The organism is Frigoribacterium faeni, assembly GCF_011761235.1.
In the GTDB taxonomy this organism is placed as follows: Bacteria; Actinomycetota; Actinomycetes; order Actinomycetales; family Microbacteriaceae; genus Frigoribacterium; species Frigoribacterium faeni_A.
The window spans coordinates 46,845-63,029 of record NZ_JAAOYW010000002.1; the positions used below are offsets into that span (position 1 = coordinate 46,845).

The following is a 16,185-nucleotide window of genomic DNA, read 5'->3' on the forward strand; positions in this document are numbered from 1 at the left end:
GTCAGGGCGCCCAGCGACTCGACCGTCGGCGCGGCCGGAATGAGGAATTGACATGCCGCCACCCTATGAGAGATCCGCCAGTGGCAGGGATGCCCTTCACCGGCACGGGGAAAGGCCCCGAACCGTTCTCCCTAGGGGAGGGAAGGACGGTTCGGGGCCTCTCGACGGGGAAGGGCGCCGGGGCTCCGCTGGGGTGCGGTGCTCCGGCGCCCCTCGGGCGGCGCGGGCTAGGCGCGGCGGCGGCGGGCCCGCACGACGAGCGCGAGCCCGGCGAGCAGCACCAGCAGGGCGCCCGCGGCGAGCGGGAGCGCCTCCGCGCCCGTGAAGGCCAGCGCTCCGCCCGGGCGGACGCCGTCACCCGCGCCGGGGCCGGTCGCAGCCGGGCCGGTCGCGCCGGGGCCGGTCGCGCCCGGGTCGACCACGACCGGGTCGGAGATCGCCGTCAGCTCGAAGGTGCCCCACGTCTCGGCGCCCGTGGCGTCGGTCTGGCCGACGAGCGTGTGGGTGCCGGCGCCGAGGCCCTCGGGCAGGCGCAGCGTGACCACGCCGTCGTCGTCACTGGGGTCGTCGCCGAGGTAGACGGGCTCCGAGTGCACGAACCAGTCGAGCGCGGCGCCCGCGAGACGGCGCGGCACGGTCGCGGTGAGGGTGCCCTCGGCCTCGTCGACCGCGGTCACGACCAGCGTGTGGGTCGCCTCCGTCAGCTCCGACAGCGGCACGGCCGTGGGCTCGTCGTCGCCGGTGCCGGGCTGCTCGCCGCCGTCGCCCGGGTCGGTCGGCGTGGTGCCGGGGTCGGTCGGGTCCGTCGGCGGCGTGCCGGGCTCGGTCGGGTCGACCGGGGGCTCGGTCGGGTCGGCCGGCCGCGACAGGGTGACCTGGTCGACGACCGTCATGTCCGCGGTGCGGTACGTCGTCATCGCGATGGCGTCGTCGGACACCTCGACGTTCGTGAAGTTCGGCGTGTACTCCTGGTTCTGCACGGCGCTGAAGTCGAAGTCCTGCGACTGGATGTCGTAGTACTTGCTGCCGCTCGACGAGTTCGCCGTCACGTAGAGCACCTCGTCGCCCTCGGGCGACACGGTGCCGTCGACCGGCTCGTCGGCGTGCACGGGAGTCGTGCCGCTCATCAGGTAGCTGCGCACGTACACGTGGTCGTGGCCCATCAGCACCAGGTCGACGTCGAGCTCGCTCATCACGGGCGGCAGCTCGGCACGACGGGTGACGATGTCGCCGTCGGTCGCGTGCGACGCGACGCTGTAGACCGAGTGGTGGAACGTCACGATGCGCCAGCGCGCCTCGTCGCCGTGCTCGGCGATGACCTCGCGCGCGAAGGCCGCGTGGCCGGCGTCGTCGCGGTCGTTCGAGTTGAACGAGATGTAGAGGGTGTCCTGGTAGATGAACCAGTAGTCGCCGCCGGCCCGGGCGGCGTCGGGCTTGCCCGCCGTCGCGCTGACGTTCGGCATGGCGAAGTGCTGCTCGTAGGCGAGGCTCGCCACGTCGTGGTTGCCGATGTTCGTCGCGAACGGCAGCGACTTCGTCTGCGGCGGCGCGAGGAACCCGTCGTACTGCAGCTCGTTCGACGCCGTGTTGACCTGGTCGCCCGCGCTCAGCACGAAGCTCGTGTCGGGGAACGCGGTCGCGGCCGTGTCCATGGTCTCGACCCAGCCCGCGGTGTCGCGCGCGGTCTCGCCGGCGCCGATCTGCGCGTCGCCGATGAACAGGAACCCGTAGTCGCCCTCGGCCTGCGTCTCGAAGGTCCACGTCTCCGACCAGCCGTCGGTCTCGCTGCCCACACGGTAGCTGTACGACGTTCCGGGCACGAGGCCCGTCACCGTCGCGTGGTGCCAGTTCTGGCCGTCGGTGGCGACGCCCGTGGTGGAGGGGAACGAGGAGGCGGCGGCCGGGAAGGCGCCGTCCGTCACGTCCTCCGCGGGCGCGAGCTGCGCCTCCTCGGGGCTGGTCGAGTCGGAGTACCACGACACCGCACGCTGCGACTCGTCGGCCCCGACGTTCAGGAACACGTCGCTGATCGTGGCCTCGGCGCTCGCCGAGACGGGCGTGAGCGAGAGGAAGTCGAAGTAGATGTCAGAGCTGGTCGAGCGGTCCTGGTAGAGCGCCACCGAGACGGTGTTCTCGCCGGCGCGCAGCAGTGAGCTGTCGACCGAGAACGTCGAGCGGTCGGGGTCGCCGCCGCCGTCGCCCGCGTAGCCGACGTTGCCGGTGTGCTCGGCGACGCGCGCATCCTCGTAGCCGACGACCTTCTCGCCGTTCACGTAGACGACGAGCGCGTCGTCGTGGACGACGTCGGCGGTGAGCGACTTCCAGCCCGCGATCTGGTCGGCGGTGAGGTCGACCGAGGTGCGGAAGAAGTAGGTCGGCACGTCGGTGCCGTCGGGCAGGTACTGCTGCAGCAGCGTGTCGACGGCGTAGCCGCCGCCCATGCCTGTGGCCTTGCCGCCCTTGGCGCCGAAGCTGCCCTCGGCCGTCCGCCACGACGAGTCGTCGTAGGAGGCGTCGGTCCAGCTGAGCGGGTCGGTGCTGCCGGCAGCCGGGTCGGCTCCGGTCTCGAGGTAGCTCCACGCCGTCGACTCGGTGGTCAGCAGCGGGACGGCGTCGTCGGCGGAGGCCGAGGTGACGGTGCTCGTGGCTCCGACGGCGGTGGCCGTCACGAGCAGGAGCGCGGCGGCGACGCGGGCGCGGTGGCCCGAGCGTCGGGGGGCCGTGGGGGTGGTGGTCATGCCTGTCCTTCGTGATCGTGGAGGCACCTCCCCGCGTTCGGGGGTGGGCCTCGGCGATCAGACCAGGGAGATGTGGACGACAGGTGTAGCGGGGGTGACGGCTCGGTTCACCGGCGGGGGTAAACCGTCAGGAATGGCTCTTCCTGGGCGTCCCGACAGCCGTTCGCGTCGGTTCACCGGAGGTGAGGGGCCTGGATCCGACCCCAGGAGGCGGTGGGAGGTCGATCTGGGGACTCTCGAGGGGCGCGGCGAGAGGGGCGGCGAGGCCGGGCTGTGTTTTCCGGCGTGGAAAGCATAGGCTGGCGGCGACTGCTGCTCCCGAACGGAAGAACCGACGATGACGTCCACCTCACTCGACCAGCTCGACACCCTCGCCGCCCGCGCTGACCGCCCGCGCATCGCCCTCACGGCGGGCGACCCGGCCGGCATCGGCCCCGAGCTCGTCGCCCGCCTGCTCACCGAGCTCGCCGCCGACGACGCGCACGACGTGGTCGTCTTCACGACCGCCGCCGAGCTCGACCGCGGGTTCGCGCACGCCGGCGACGGCGCCGACCGCGCGGCCGTCGAGCAGGCCGGCCACATCGCCGTCGTCGACACCGGGCTCGACCTGACGGAGGTGCCGGTCGCCGCCGCCTCCGAGGCCGGCGGCCGCTGGGCGCTCGCCCACCTCGAGCGGGCGCTCGCCGCCCACGACCGGGGCGAGGTCGACGCGCTCGTGTTCGCGCCGCTCAACAAGTCGTCGCTGCACCTCGCGGGCATGACCGAGCAGGACGAGATGCGCTGGTTCGAGAACCGGCTCGACGTCGCCGGCACCGTGACCGAGCTCAACGCGATGGCCGGGCTGTGGACCTCGCGCGTCACGTCGCACGTGGCGCACCGGGACGCGCCCGACCTCGTCACCGCGACCTCCGTGCTCGCGGCCACGCGCCTCCTGCACGACGCCCTCGTGGGCACCGGGGTCGCCGCTCCGCGCCTCGCGGTGTGCGCCCTCAACCCTCACGCCGGCGAGAACGGGTCGTTCGGCCGGGAGGAGATCGACGAGATCGCCCCCGGCGTCGCGCTCGCCCGCGAGGCGGGGATCGACGCGACGGGGCCGTTCCCGGCCGACACCCTGTTCCTCCGCGCCCGCGACGGCCAGTTCGACGGCGTGGTGACGATGTACCACGACCAGGGCCAGATCGCCATGAAGATGATCGGCTTCGAGGGCGGCGTCACCATCGAGGGCGGCCTGCCGCTGCCCGTCTGCACCCCCGCCCACGGCACCGCGTTCGACCGCGTCGGCACCGGTACGGCGGCCCTCGCCTCGACGCGCAACGCGTACGACCTCGCACGCAGCCTGGCCGTCGCGGCCCACGCCCGGTCGCGTGGCTGAGCAGGTCGCGGCCGCGCGCGGGTCGGCTGACGGCCGAGGCGGCGGAGCGTCGGCCGACCCGGCTGACGACCCGGCCGCCGCCCCGACGGCGACTCGTCGGCCCGGCCGGGTCGTCGTCCTCGACGACGACCCCACCGGCACGCAGACCGTCGCCGACCTGCCGATCATCACGCGGTGGGAGCCCGGCGACGTGCGCTGGGCGCTCGACCGGCCCGGGCCGGGCTTCGCGGTGCTCACGAACACCCGCAGCCTCGACCGTGCCGAGGCCCGGGCGCGGACGGCCGAGGTCGTCCGTGCGGTGCTGGCCGCGGCGGGCGACGAGGCCGCAGGCCTGCGCTTCGTCAGCCGGGGCGACTCGACCCTGCGCGGCCACCACGTCGACGAGGTCGAGGTGATCGTCGCCGAGCTGGCCGACGTCGCGCCCGTCGACGCCGTGGTCATGGTGCCCGCGTTCCCGTCGGCCGGCCGGACGACCGTCGACGGCGTGCACCTCGTCCGCGAGGGCGGCGAGGTCGTGCCCGCAGGGCGGTCGAGCTTCGCCGACGACCCCACCTTCGGCTACTCGTCGTCGCACCTCGCCGACTGGCTCGAGGAGCGCTCTGACGGACGCGTCGCCGCGGCCGACGTCGTCCTGCTCGACCTCGGGCTCGTCCGCGGACCCGCCGCCGCCCTCGCGGCAGCCCTCGGCGCCGTGCGCGGCGGGCGCCACGTTGTCGTCGACGCCGAGACCGACGACGACCTCGCCCGGATCGTCGACGCCGCGACGCTCGCCGAGCAGACCGGTCGGCACCTGCTCTGGCGCATCGGCCCCGGCCTCGTGCGCCCGCTCGTGGGCCAGGGGGCACGGCCCGCGCTGACCGCCGACGAGCTCGCTGGCCACGTCGCCGCCGCCGACCCCGCGACGCGGCACGGCCTCGTCGTCGTCGGCTCGCACGTGCCGCTGACGACCCGGCAGGTCGAGCACCTGCGCGGGCAGGCCGGGCCGTCGCTCGCCACGATCGTCGTCGACGTGCCGACGCTGCTGCAGGCCGACCGCCGCGACGCCGAGGTCGACCGCGTGGCGGCGGAGGCGGTCGCCGCCCTGGCCGACCGCGACGTGCTCGTGACGACGTCGCGGGTGCGCGTCGACGGGCACGACGGCGACGACAGCCTCCGCATCGCCCGCGAGGTCTCGCGCGCCCTCGTCGACCTCACCCGCGACGTCGTGGCCCGTGCCCGGCCGTCGTTCGTCGTCGGCAAGGGCGGCATCACGTCGAGCGACCTCGCGACCGAGGCCCTGGGGCTGCGCCGCGCGGTCGTGCTCGGCACGCTGCTGCCCGGCGCCGTCTCCGTCTGGCGGTCGGCCGACGAGGAGGCGCGGGTCGCGCCCGGCGGGCAGCCTGCGTCGGCGACGCCCTACGCGGTGTTCCCGGGCAACGTCGGCACGGACGACTCGCTCGGCGCGGCGCTCTCGGCGTTCCGCGCGGCCGCCGTGAAGGCGACCGGGTAGCGGTCGAGCCAGGACTGCAGGGCGACCACCGCGCCTCCTCGGGCCCACTCGTCGAAGCTCATCGGCTGGATGGTCGTCGTCAGCGGGCGGGCCCACGCCGGGCGGTCGACGGCGATGCCGGCCTCGACGGCGTCGGGGGCGACGGAGGCCAGCCCGATGCCCTCGCCCGACAGCTGCACGTTCTGGATGCCGGTCAGCGTCGACACGGCCGAGATGAGGCGGCCGAGGGCCTCGGCCGACTCGCGGACGACGCGGCTCGCCACGACGTCGCCGTCCGCGGCGAGCTGCAGCACCTCGTCGTAGCCGACCGGGCGGCCGAGGCCGAGCGAGACGGCGGAGCACATCGTCGGCGACGAGAGGTAGGCGATCGCGCAGCCGCGGTGCCCGTCGGGGCAGACCGGGCCGCTGCGGTCGATGACGTAGTGGCCGACGGTGGGGGTGTCCGGGTCCTCACGGCGCACGACCTGGTCGGCGATGACGAGCGAACAGCCGACGCCCACGCCCACCGTGACGAGCGCGAAGTCGCGCAGGCCCCGCGCCGTGCCGAACCAGTGCTGCGCCTGCGTCAGGGCGAGCACGTCGTTCTCGACCACGGTCGGCAGCCCGGTCGCCCGCTCGAGGTCGTCGCCGAGCGGGACGCCGTGCCAGTCGAGGGAGCGCGAGACGTCGACGACGCGGCCGTCGCTCGAGTGGCCGCCGAGGGCCACGCCGACCGCGACGACCCGGGGCTCGCGGGCCAGCAGGAGGCGGACGACGTCGGCGACCGCCTCGGTGACCGTCGCCGGGTCGGTCGCGTCGAGGGGCGCCTCCAGGCGCTCGGTCACCACGGCGCGGGCGGTCGTGACGACGCCGTGGACCGCGTCGAGGGTGACCTTGACGCCGATGAACCGGAGGTCGGCCGAGACGTCGATCGGCCGGGTGATGCGGCCGTGCTGGGGGTCGGCGCGGTCCTCGCCCTCGATGAGGAGGCCGGTCTCGACGAGCGGCTTGGTCAGGCGGGTCAGGCTGGCGGGGGAGAGGTCGAGTCGCCGGGCCGTCTCGCTGCGCGACAGCGGGCCGTTCTTGACGACCTCGCGGGCCACGCTGCGGGCCGACTCGACGGCGATCGTGGACGGCGTCGTCTCGCGTGTCCCCATGGTGGTGCTCCTCTGTGCAGACCCGTCACGCTGGGACGGATGTCGTTTCCCTGCCGGTAACCATAGCGGCCCGGAGGTGCCGAGACTGCAGTGATCCGGACCGGTCGACACGGCGGGTTGACGCCGAGTGTTTTCCGTAGCAATAATGACCAACGCCGATCATCGTCGATCACCCGCTCGGGTCCGAGGCAAGGAAGCCACCGTGACACACACCAGCCGTCTGTTCCACCTCCGATCGGGAGGTGTCAGCGTCGTCCTCGACGCCGCCGGCGACACCGTGCCCCGCATCGTGCACTGGGGCCGCGACCTCGGCGCCCTGAGCGACGCCGAGCTCGCCGAGCTCGTCCGCACCTCGGTGCCGCAGATCGTCTCGAACAGCATCGACGTGCCCGTGCCGCTCGGGCTGCTGCCCGACCAGACGACGGGCTGGAACGGCACGCCCGGCCTCAGCGGGCACCGCGACGGACGCCACTTCTCGGCCGCCTTCGCCGGTGCGCGGGTCTCGACCCCCGCCTCCCCTGACCCGCGCGTCGGCGACCGCCGCGTCGTCGTCGAACTCGCCGACGAGGCCGTGGAGCTGCGGCTCGCGATCGAGGTCGAGCTCGCCGAGGGCGGCGTGCTGCGCACCCGGGCGACGCTCACCAGCACGGGTGACGACGTCTACACGCTCGACGGCCTCGTGCTCGCGCTGCCGGTGCCGGCCGAGGCGCAGGAGGTGCTCGACTTCACCGGGCGCCACATGCGCGAGATGAGCCCGCAGCGACACGACTTCACCGTCGGCACCCACGCCTCGGAGGGCCGCCACGGCCGCACCGGCCACGACGCGTCGCTGCTCTACGCCGTCGGCCGCGCCGGGTTCGGGTTCCGCTCGGGGGAGGTCTGGGGCGTGCAGGTCGCGTGGAGCGGCAACCACCGCAGCTACGCCGAGCGCCTGCCGACCGGCCGCGCCGTCGTCGGCGGCGGCGAGCTGCTGCTGCCCGGCGAGGTGCGCCTCGCCCGCGACGAGTCGTACACGACGCCCTGGCTCTACGCCTCGTGGGGCGACGGCCTCGACGACCTCGGCGCCCGCCTGCACGGGTTCGTCCGCGGCCGGGAGGGGTACCCGACCGCTCCCCGGCCCGTCGTGCTCAACACCTGGGAGGCGGTGTACTTCGACCAGCGCGTCGACACGCTGCTGGCCCTCGCCGACCGCGCGGCGGAGGTCGGCGTCGAGCGCTTCGTGCTCGACGACGGCTGGTTCAAGGGCCGCCGCGACAAGTCGGCCGGGCTCGGCGACTGGACCGTCGACGAGTCGGTCTGGCCCGACGGCCTCGACCCGCTCGTCGAGCGCGTCCGCGGCCACGGCATGCAGTTCGGTCTCTGGTTCGAGCCCGAGATGATCAACCCCGACTCGGACGCCGCCCGCGCCCACCCCGACTGGGTCATGTCGCCCGGCCACCGCCAGCCGCCGACCCAGCGGTTCCAGCAGGTGCTCGACCTGACCGCGCCCGGCGCCTACGAGCACGTGCTCGAGAGCATGAGCGAGCTGATCGGCCGCCACGCCGTGGACTTCGTCAAATGGGACCACAACCGCGACCTCGTCGACGCCGGCCACTCCGCCTCCGGCCGGGCCGGCGTGCACGACCAGACCCTCGCCTTCTACCGGCTGGTCGACGAGCTGCGCCGCCGGTTCCCCGCGCTCGAGATCGAGGCCTGCTCGTCGGGCGGCGCCCGCGCCGACCTCGAGGTGCTCGGCCGCAGCGACCGCATCTGGGCCAGCGACTGCATCGACGCCCTCGAGCGTCAGCGCATCGAGCGCTGGACCGGCGTCGTCGTGCCGCCCGAGATGATCGGCTCGCACGTCGGCTCGTCGCCCGCGCACTCGACCGACCGACGCCACGAGATGGCGTTCCGGGCCGGCACCGCGCTCTTCGGCCACTTCGGGCTCGAGCTCGACCTCACCGCCGTCGACCCCGACGAGCTCGCCGAGCTCACCCGCTGGATCGAGCTCTACAAGGCCGAGCGCGCCTGGATGCACCGCGGCACCGTCGTGCGCGGCGACCACCCCGACCCGGCCTACTGGGTGCGCGGCGTCGTGTCGGCCGACGCCGCGACCGCCCTGTTCTCGTTCGTCGCCGTCGCGACCACCGTCCAGAACCCGCCCGGCGCCGTGCGGCTGCCCGGCCTCGACCCCGACCGGCGCTACCGGGTCGAGGTCGTCGAGCCCGGCCACCGCATCAAGGCCTACAACCACCACGCGGGCCCCGCCTGGTGGACCACCGGCGCCGAGCTCGGCGGCCGCACGCTCGGCACCGTCGGGCTGCAGGCGCCCGGCCTCGCCCCCGAGCACCTCGTCGTCGTGCGCGCCACGGCGATCGACACGGAAGGAACGGCACGATGACCGCACCGACCACCACGCGCGGGGCCTCGGGAGCCGGGGGACCGGGGACGGGCGCCGGACGCGGCACGCGACCCGCGCCTCCTCGGCGTCGACCCGCCGCCCCCGGGCCGGGCCGGTTCGGACCGGGCCGCTTCGGCATGAAGAAACAGGAGGCGATCGCCGGCTGGGTCTTCGTCGCACCGGCGCTGATCGGGTTCCTGGCGTTCTTCGTCTGGCCCGCCGTCAGCGGCCTCGCCTACAGCTTCACCGACTTCGACCTGCTCACGCCGCCCGAGTTCATCGGCCTCGACAACTACGTGCGCCTGGTGCAGGACCCGTTGTTTTGGAACGCCCTGGGCACGACGACCTGGTACGTGGCCATCAACATCGGGCTGCAGACCGTGCTCGCCCTCGGCATCGCCGTGCTGATGCACCGGCTGACGCAGTCGATGGTCGTGCGCGGCATCGTGATCTTGCCGTACCTCATCGCCAACGTCGTCGCCGCGCTCGTCTGGTTCTACATGTTCGACTTCCAGCTCGGCATCGTGAACGAGATCATCGACTGGACCGGCCTCGACCGCGTCGCCTTCTTCGGCGAGAGCGCCTGGGCGATCCCCACCGTCGCGCTCATCAACGTGTGGCGCCACATGGGCTACACGGCCCTGCTCATCTTCGCCGGGCTGCAGACCATCCCGAAGGAGGTGTACGAGGCCGGCGTCATCGACGGCGGCTCGGAGGCGCGGATGTTCCGCAGCATCACGCTGCCGCTGCTGCGGCCCGTGCTCGCCATGGTGCTCGTCGTCACCGTCACCGGGTCGTTCCAGATCTTCGACACCATCGCGGTGACCACGCAGGGCGGGCCGGTCAACTCCACCCGCGTCATCAACTACTACATCTTCGACATCGCCTTCAACCGCTTCGACTTCGGCTACGGCTCGGCCATGGCGCTCGCGTTGTTCCTGCTGCTCGCCGTGTTCACCTTCGTCCAGCTGCGCCTGACCCGCGCCGACAAGTCCGACCTGGGATGACCCGACCATGACGACCATGACACCGCCCCCCGGACAGCTCGCCGCGGTCGAGCCCGCCACCAGCACCCGCGCCGGACGCACGCCCCGGCCGCCCCGCGACCGCCGCCCCGGCCGCGGCCACCGCGGCGGACGGGCCCGCAAGGCCCTCGGCTGGGCCGTGCTCGGCCTGGTCATGCTGGTGACGCTGTTCCCCTTCTACTGGATGCTGCGCACCTCCTTCTCGACCACCGTCTCGCTCGGCAGCGACCCCGGCTCGCTTCTGCCCGTCGACTTCACCCTCGGCGCCTACCAGCGAGTGCTCGGCCTGGCGACGACGCAGGAGGCGCTCGCCGAGGGCGGCTCGGGGGCCTCGATCAACTTCTGGTCGTACCTGCGCAACTCGCTGATCGTCGCCACGGTCACCACCGTCGGTCAGGTGCTGTTCTGCGCCATGGCGGCCTACGCCTTCGCCCGCCTGCGCTGGCGCGGCCGGAACCTCGTGTTCTCGGCCTTCATCAGCGCGCTGATGGTGCCGCCGATATTCACGACCATCCCCAACTTCGTCACCATCCGCGAGCTGGGCCTGCTCAACACCTACGCCGGCATCATCCTGCCGACGCTGCTCATGACGCCGTTCGCCGTGTTCTTCCTGCGGCAGTTCTTCCTCGGCATCAGCAGGGAGGTGGAGGAGGCGGCCGTCATCGACGGCGCCGGGCCGTTCCGGCGCTTCTTCCAGGTGATCCTGCCGCTCGGCGCCGCGCCGATCACGACGCTGGCGATCCTCACCTACATCACCGCCTGGAACGAGTACTTCTGGCCGCAGCTGGTCGGCAGGACCGAGGAGGTGCGGGTGCTGACGGTCGCGCTCGGCGTGTTCCGCTCGCAGACGCCCCAGGGCGGGCCCGACTGGGCGGGCCTCATGGCCGCGACGCTCATCGCCGCGCTGCCCATCCTCGTGCTCTTCGCCGTGCTGGGCCGCCGCGTCATCAACAACATCGGCTACTCGGGCACGAAGTAGCCGCCGCCCCCGACCCCACCCGACCACCGACACGACTGATCCACATCAACGACGAAGGGACAGCAATGAAGACCACGAAGAAGAGGAGCCTCGCCGCCGCGATCGCGGTGCTCCCGATGCTCGCCGTGACCGCCTGCGCCGGCGGCAGCGGCGGAGGCGACTCCGCCTCGGGCGAGATCACCTACTGGCTGTGGGACTCGAACCAGCAGCCCGCCTACGAGCAGTGCGCGACCGACTTCGCCGCCGCGAACCCCGGCAGCACGGTGAGCATCCAGCAGTTCGGCTGGGACGACTACTTCCAGACCCTGACGACGAGCCTCGTCGGCGGCGACGCCCCCGACGTCATCACGAACCACGCGTCGTTCTTCCCGCAGCTCGCGAGCACCGGCCAGCTGCTGCCGCTCGACGACGTCGTCGAGAGCGAGGGCATCGACTTCGACGACTACCAGGCCGGCATCCCCGAGCTCTGGGTCGGCGAGGACGGCGAGCGCTACGGCCTGCCCAAGGACTGGGACACCGTCGCCACCATCTACAACGCGCAGTACCTCGCCGACGCGGGCCTCACGCCCGAGTCGCTGCAGGACCTCAGCTGGAACCCGGAGGACGGCGGCACCTGGGAGCAGACCATCGCGCACCTGTCGGTCGACGCGAACGGCGTCCGCGGCGACGAGCCCGGCTTCGACGCGTCGAACGTCGCCGTCTACGGCCTCGGCCTCAAGTCGAAGTCGGGCATCGGCGCCTTCGGCCAGACGCAGTGGAGCCCCTACGCGCTGAGCAACGACTGGACCTACGCCGACAAGAACCCCTTCGGCACCGACTTCAACTACGACGACGAGAAGTTCGTCGAGTCGATCGAGTGGTGGCAGGGCCTGATCGAGAAGGGCTACATGCCGAGCTACCAGGCCGCGTCGTCGGGCGTCGGAATCCAGGAGGCGTTCGGAGCGGGCCGCTACGCGCTCGCCACCGACGGCAGCTGGAACGCCAAGACGTACTTCAGCTTCGAGGGCGTCGAGGCCGGCATCGCGCCGCTGCCCAAGGGCCCGGACGGCGAGCGCGCCGGCGTGCTGAACGGCCTGGCCGACTCGGTGCTGTCGACGACCGACCAGCCCGAGCTGTCGAAGAAGTGGGTCGGCTACCTCTCGTCGGCCGCCTGCCAGGACGTGGTGGCCGAGGCCGCCGTCGTGTTCCCCGCCCTGAACAGCTCGAGCGAGAAGGCCGCGACCGCCTTCGCCGACGCCGGCATCGACGTCTCGACCTACTACGACGCCGTCGCCGCGGGCGAGACCGAGCTGGCGCCGATCGCCAACCACTGGCTCGACGTGCTCGCCGTCATGGAGCCCGCGATGGAGTCGGTGCTGATCGGCCAGTCCGACCCCGAGTCGCTCGCGGACGCGTCGGGGGAGGTCGACCAGCTCTTCGCGAACGACTGAGCCGAGGGGCCCGGCCGGGTGCCCTCGGGAGGCGCGGTGCAGCAGGTGCTGCACCGCGCCTCCGTCGTTGTGGCCCCGCCCGAGGGAGCGAGTGGTCGGGAACGGCCCCTCCCGTGCGGCGGGAGGACCGGTGCCGACCGCTCGGCAAGTCGCTGTCGGACCTTCTCGGCGACGGAGCTTGACCGTGCCCCAGGGGCAGGGTCTCTACTCGTAGTCGACGGCGACACCCGCCGTCGGACCAGACACCGACGAGGAGGCGCCCCGTGGCCTGGAGCACCCGCCAGCTGGCCGAGATGGCCGGCACCACCGTCAAGAGCGTCCGCTACTACCACCAGCTCGGGCTGCTCGACGAGCCCGAGCGGCTCAGCAACGGCTACAAGCAGTACGAGGTGCGGCACCTGGTCCGGCTGTTGCAGATCACGCGGCTGACCGACCTCGGGGTCCCGCTGTCGCAGATCGAGGCCGTCGGGCACGCCGGGGACGACCCCGACGCCGCGCTCCGGGTGCTCGACTCGGAACTGGCGGCCACGATCGAACGGCTGCAGCGCATCCGCGGCGAGCTCGCCCTGATCCTGCAGCACCGCGCGGCGGCCGAGCTGCCCGCCGGCTTCAGCGACGTCGGCAGCGGCCTCAGCGAGGCCGACCGGTCGCTCGTCATGATCTGGTCGCGCGTCTTCGACGAGTCGGCGATGGACGACCTCCGGACGATCCTGCGGGACGAGCACCGCACCTCCGACGACGACGCGTTCGACGCCCTGCCCGCCGACGCGGACCGCGAGACGCGCCGACGTCTCGGCGCCGCGCTCGGCCCCGCCATGGGCCGGCTGTTCGACGAGTACCCGTGGCTCGCCGAACCGGGCACGCAGGCGGTGCACGGGGCGGCGTCGGCCACCGCCACCGTCGGCGCAGCCGTCACGCAGCTCTACAACCAGGCGCAGCTCGAGGTGCCGTACCGCGCCTACCTGGTCTCGGCCGGGAAGGACGCCGAGCTCGCGGCGCTCGACGCCGCCCTGGACGCGGCCGACGCAGCAGGACCGGCCGAGCCTGGACCCGACCCGACGGCACGACCATGACCGAGATCGGCCGCGGGGAGCGGGGGGCCGCCACCCGCGAGGCCGTCGCGGTCGCCGCCTCCGTGCTCTCGAACACACTCCCTGTCGACGTCGTGCTGCCGTCCCGGCGCGACTGAGCCGCTGCTCGGTCGCGCGGCATCCCCCCTCCGCCCTGTTCTTCCCCCCTCTCTGGAGACCACCATGTCCCGCATCGTCCTCACCGCCTCCTCGGCTGCCACCGACCCCGACGGACCCTTCGCCTGGTTCCGAGGACTCGTCGACCAGGTGCCCGAGGCGGTCCAGCCGCTCCTGATCGCGCTCGCCGCGGCCGTCCCCTTCGTCGAGGGCGAGCTGGGGTCGGTGCTCGGCATCCTCGGCGGGCTGCACCCCGCGGTCGCGGCCCTGGCCGCCTTCACCGGCAACCTGCTCTGCGTCGTCGGCGTGGTGCTGCTCGGGTCGCGGATCAGGGAGGCGTTGGTGCGTCGGCGCGCGGCTCGCGGTCTGCAGACCGCTGGGTCGGCCGAGTCCGCCGGTGCCGGGTCGGCCGACACCACCGCGGCCGTGTCCGAGAAGAAGGGCAAGGCCAGGCTGCGTCGCTGGCTGGTGAGGTTCGGCGTGCCCGGGGCCAGCCTCCTGGCCCCGCTCGCCCTGCCCACCATGGTCACGGCGGCGACGTTCGTGGCGTCCGGGGTGCCGAGGACGTGGGTGATCCTCTGGCAGGCCGTGGCCATCGCCGTCTGGACGACGCTGACCACCCTGATCGCCACCGGGGTGCTCTCCGCCGTCGGCTAGCCCGGCAACTCCGCCGACGGTCGGTGAACCGTCAGAAAAGGCTCTTGCCGCCCCCGGGAAGAGCCATCTCTGACGGTTCACCTCGTCCTGGAGGGGGTGAGAGGCCACAGATCGACCTGCCGGCGGACCTGGAAGGTCGATCCGGGGGCTCTCGGCGGCTAGCGGGGGAGGAGGACCCGCCGCAGGTGGTCGGCGGCCTCGTGTCCGACGCGGGACATCGCCTCGTGGGTCTGCCCGCCGACGTGCGGGGTGAGCACGACGTCGGGGCGGTGCCGCAGGGGGTGGTCGGCGGGCAGCGGCTCGACCGTCGTGACGTCGAGGCCCGCCCCCGCGAGGTGGCCGGACTCGAGCGAGGCGAGCAGCGCCTCCTCGTCGACGACGCCGCCGCGCGAGGTGTTGACGACGACGGCTCCGGCCGGGAGCAGGGCCAGCTCGCGGGTCGAGACCAGGCCGCGGGTCGCGTCGGTCAGGGGCACGTGGACGCTGAGGGCGTCGGAGGCGCGGAGCAGGTCGTCGAGACCGGCCGGCTCGGCGCCCGCGGCCCGGATCGCGGCGTCGTCGAGGTGCGGGTCGTGCGCGACGACGCGCATGCCGAGGCCGTCGCGCGCGACGCCGGCGACGAGCTGCGCGATGCGGCCGTGGCCGAGCAGGCCGAGGGTGGCGCCGGCCAGCTCGCGTCCCGTCATCCCGGAGCGGTCGGTCGACGAGGATGCGGAGGTGCCGCCACCGGCACCCGTGAGCGCCGGGCCGAGACCGCGGCGCGTGACCATCAGCAGCGCGACCGCGAGCTCGGCGACCGAGCGGCTGTTCGCGGCAGGGGTCGTCGTCACCTCGACGCCGAGCTCGGCCGCCGCGGCCACGTCGACCGTGTCGAGCCCGACGCCGTGCCGGGCCACGATGCGCAGGCGCGGGGCCTCGCGCATCATCGCCCCGTCGACGCGGGCGGTGCGCAGCAGGACGCCCTGCACCTCCGGGGCGACGTCGGCCCAGGAGGCGGCGGTCGCGCCCCAGCCGAGGCGCACGTCGGCCCACTCCGCCAGGGAGACGACGACCGCGTCGTCGATCCGCCCCGGCACCCAGACGACGGGGCGGGTGCCCGCGCCGTCGTCAGCCACGCGGGACCAGCCGCCGGTTCGCCTCGCGCCGCTCGCCCTCGCCGCGCAGCAGCTCGTGCGTGGCCGCGACGACCTCGTCGACGCGCGCGGCGGGCACGATCGCCACGCCGTCGTCGTCGCCCACCACCCAGTCGCCGGGCGCGACCGCGACCCCGCCGACGGCCACGGTCTCGCCGAGGCGGAACGGGCCCGTCTTCCACGGGCCGGCGGGCGTCACGGCCCGGGCGAAGACGGGCACGCCGACCCGCTCGAGCTCGACGACGTCGCGCGCCGCCGCGTCGAGGACGATGCCCGCGACGCCGAGCGCGAGGGCCTTCTCGGCCACGAGCTCGCCGATCAGCGCCCGGGTCTCGTCGCCGCCGCCGGAGACGACGAGCACCTCGCCCCGGCGGATCCGCTCGAACGCGGCGTGCAGGCCGGCGTTGTCGCCGGGCCGCGTCCACACGGTGAAGGCCGGGCCCGAGACGGCGGCCCCGCGCCACAGGGGGCGGATGCCGTCGGCGACGCCGAAGCGCTCCATCGCGTCGGAGATCGTCGCGACGGGCAGCTCGCCGGCGGCAGGCCGGGCCGGGGCCACCTCGTCGGGTCGTCCGCGGTCGGGCTGCTGGGGGTCGGGCTGCTGCTGGTCGGGCTGCTGGGAGTGGTCGGGCTGGGGCATCGTCGCTCCTGTCGATCGG

12 protein-coding genes are annotated in these 16,185 nt (G+C 73.6%); 8 read left to right on the forward strand and 4 right to left on the reverse strand.

Going from position 1 to position 16,185, the window contains the following annotated elements; all coding sequences use genetic code 11:
- Positions 1 to 227 precede the first annotated feature (227 nt).
- Positions 228 to 2,738, reverse strand: a complete 2,511-nt coding sequence (locus tag FHR78_RS15390) for a fibronectin type III domain-containing protein (RefSeq protein WP_166759791.1) — start codon at positions 2,736 to 2,738, stop codon at positions 228 to 230.
- 337 nt (positions 2,739 to 3,075) lie between these two features.
- Between FHR78_RS15390 and FHR78_RS06740 the strand changes: the two genes are divergently transcribed.
- Positions 3,076 to 4,110 (forward strand): 4-hydroxythreonine-4-phosphate dehydrogenase PdxA, encoded by a 1,035-nt coding sequence (locus FHR78_RS06740; RefSeq protein WP_166759792.1) that lies wholly within the window; start codon positions 3,076 to 3,078, stop codon positions 4,108 to 4,110.
- The gene (locus tag FHR78_RS15605; RefSeq protein WP_166759793.1) at positions 4,103 to 5,599 is read left to right on the forward strand and encodes a four-carbon acid sugar kinase family protein; all 1,497 of its coding nucleotides are present in this window, start codon (positions 4,103 to 4,105) and stop codon (positions 5,597 to 5,599) included. Before FHR78_RS06740 ends, FHR78_RS15605 begins: the two co-directional genes overlap by 8 nt.
- Here the strand turns inward: FHR78_RS15605 and FHR78_RS06750 are convergent.
- The gene (locus FHR78_RS06750) at positions 5,506 to 6,735 is read right to left on the reverse strand and encodes an ROK family transcriptional regulator (protein ID WP_166759794.1); all 1,230 of its coding nucleotides are present in this window, start codon (positions 6,733 to 6,735) and stop codon (positions 5,506 to 5,508) included. The genes FHR78_RS15605 and FHR78_RS06750 overlap by 94 nt on opposite strands.
- Before the next feature lie 202 nt (positions 6,736 to 6,937).
- On the opposite strand from FHR78_RS06750, the gene FHR78_RS06755 reads away from it, so the two are divergent.
- The 6 genes from FHR78_RS06755 (at position 6,938) to FHR78_RS06780 (ending at position 14,393) form a co-directional block, all read left to right on the forward strand.
- Positions 6,938 to 9,115: an alpha-galactosidase gene (locus FHR78_RS06755; RefSeq protein ID WP_347878098.1), complete on the forward strand. Its 2,178-nt coding sequence runs from the start codon at positions 6,938 to 6,940 to the stop codon at positions 9,113 to 9,115.
- A gap of 137 nt (positions 9,116 to 9,252) precedes the next feature.
- Positions 9,253 to 10,122: a carbohydrate ABC transporter permease gene (locus FHR78_RS06760; protein WP_166760700.1), complete on the forward strand. Its 870-nt coding sequence runs from the start codon at positions 9,253 to 9,255 to the stop codon at positions 10,120 to 10,122.
- A 7-nt stretch (positions 10,123 to 10,129) separates the two neighbouring features.
- Positions 10,130 to 11,119: a carbohydrate ABC transporter permease gene (locus FHR78_RS06765; RefSeq protein ID WP_166759796.1), complete on the forward strand. Its 990-nt coding sequence runs from the start codon at positions 10,130 to 10,132 to the stop codon at positions 11,117 to 11,119.
- Positions 11,120 to 11,184: 65 nt separating this feature from the next.
- Positions 11,185 to 12,549 (forward strand): ABC transporter substrate-binding protein, encoded by a 1,365-nt coding sequence (locus tag FHR78_RS06770; protein WP_166759797.1) that lies wholly within the window; start codon positions 11,185 to 11,187, stop codon positions 12,547 to 12,549.
- Positions 12,550 to 12,812: 263 nt separating this feature from the next.
- A complete protein-coding gene (locus tag FHR78_RS06775; RefSeq protein ID WP_166759798.1) occupies positions 12,813 to 13,622 on the forward strand; it encodes a MerR family transcriptional regulator in 810 nt (269 codons plus the stop codon).
- Positions 13,623 to 13,802: 180 nt separating this feature from the next.
- Entirely contained in the window at positions 13,803 to 14,393 is a 591-nt protein-coding gene (locus FHR78_RS06780) for a small multidrug efflux protein (RefSeq protein ID WP_166759799.1), read from the forward strand.
- A 158-nt stretch (positions 14,394 to 14,551) separates the two neighbouring features.
- Here the strand turns inward: FHR78_RS06780 and FHR78_RS06785 are convergent, their stop codons facing one another.
- Together FHR78_RS06785 and FHR78_RS06790 are read right to left on the reverse strand one after the other, a co-directional pair.
- A complete protein-coding gene (locus FHR78_RS06785) occupies positions 14,552 to 15,508 on the reverse strand; it encodes an NAD(P)-dependent oxidoreductase (protein ID WP_208393024.1) in 957 nt (318 codons plus the stop codon).
- Entirely contained in the window at positions 15,501 to 16,166 is a 666-nt protein-coding gene (locus FHR78_RS06790; protein ID WP_166759800.1) for an RraA family protein, read from the reverse strand. Before FHR78_RS06790 ends, FHR78_RS06785 begins: the two co-directional genes overlap by 8 nt.
- Between the last annotated feature and the right edge of the window lie 19 nt (positions 16,167 to 16,185).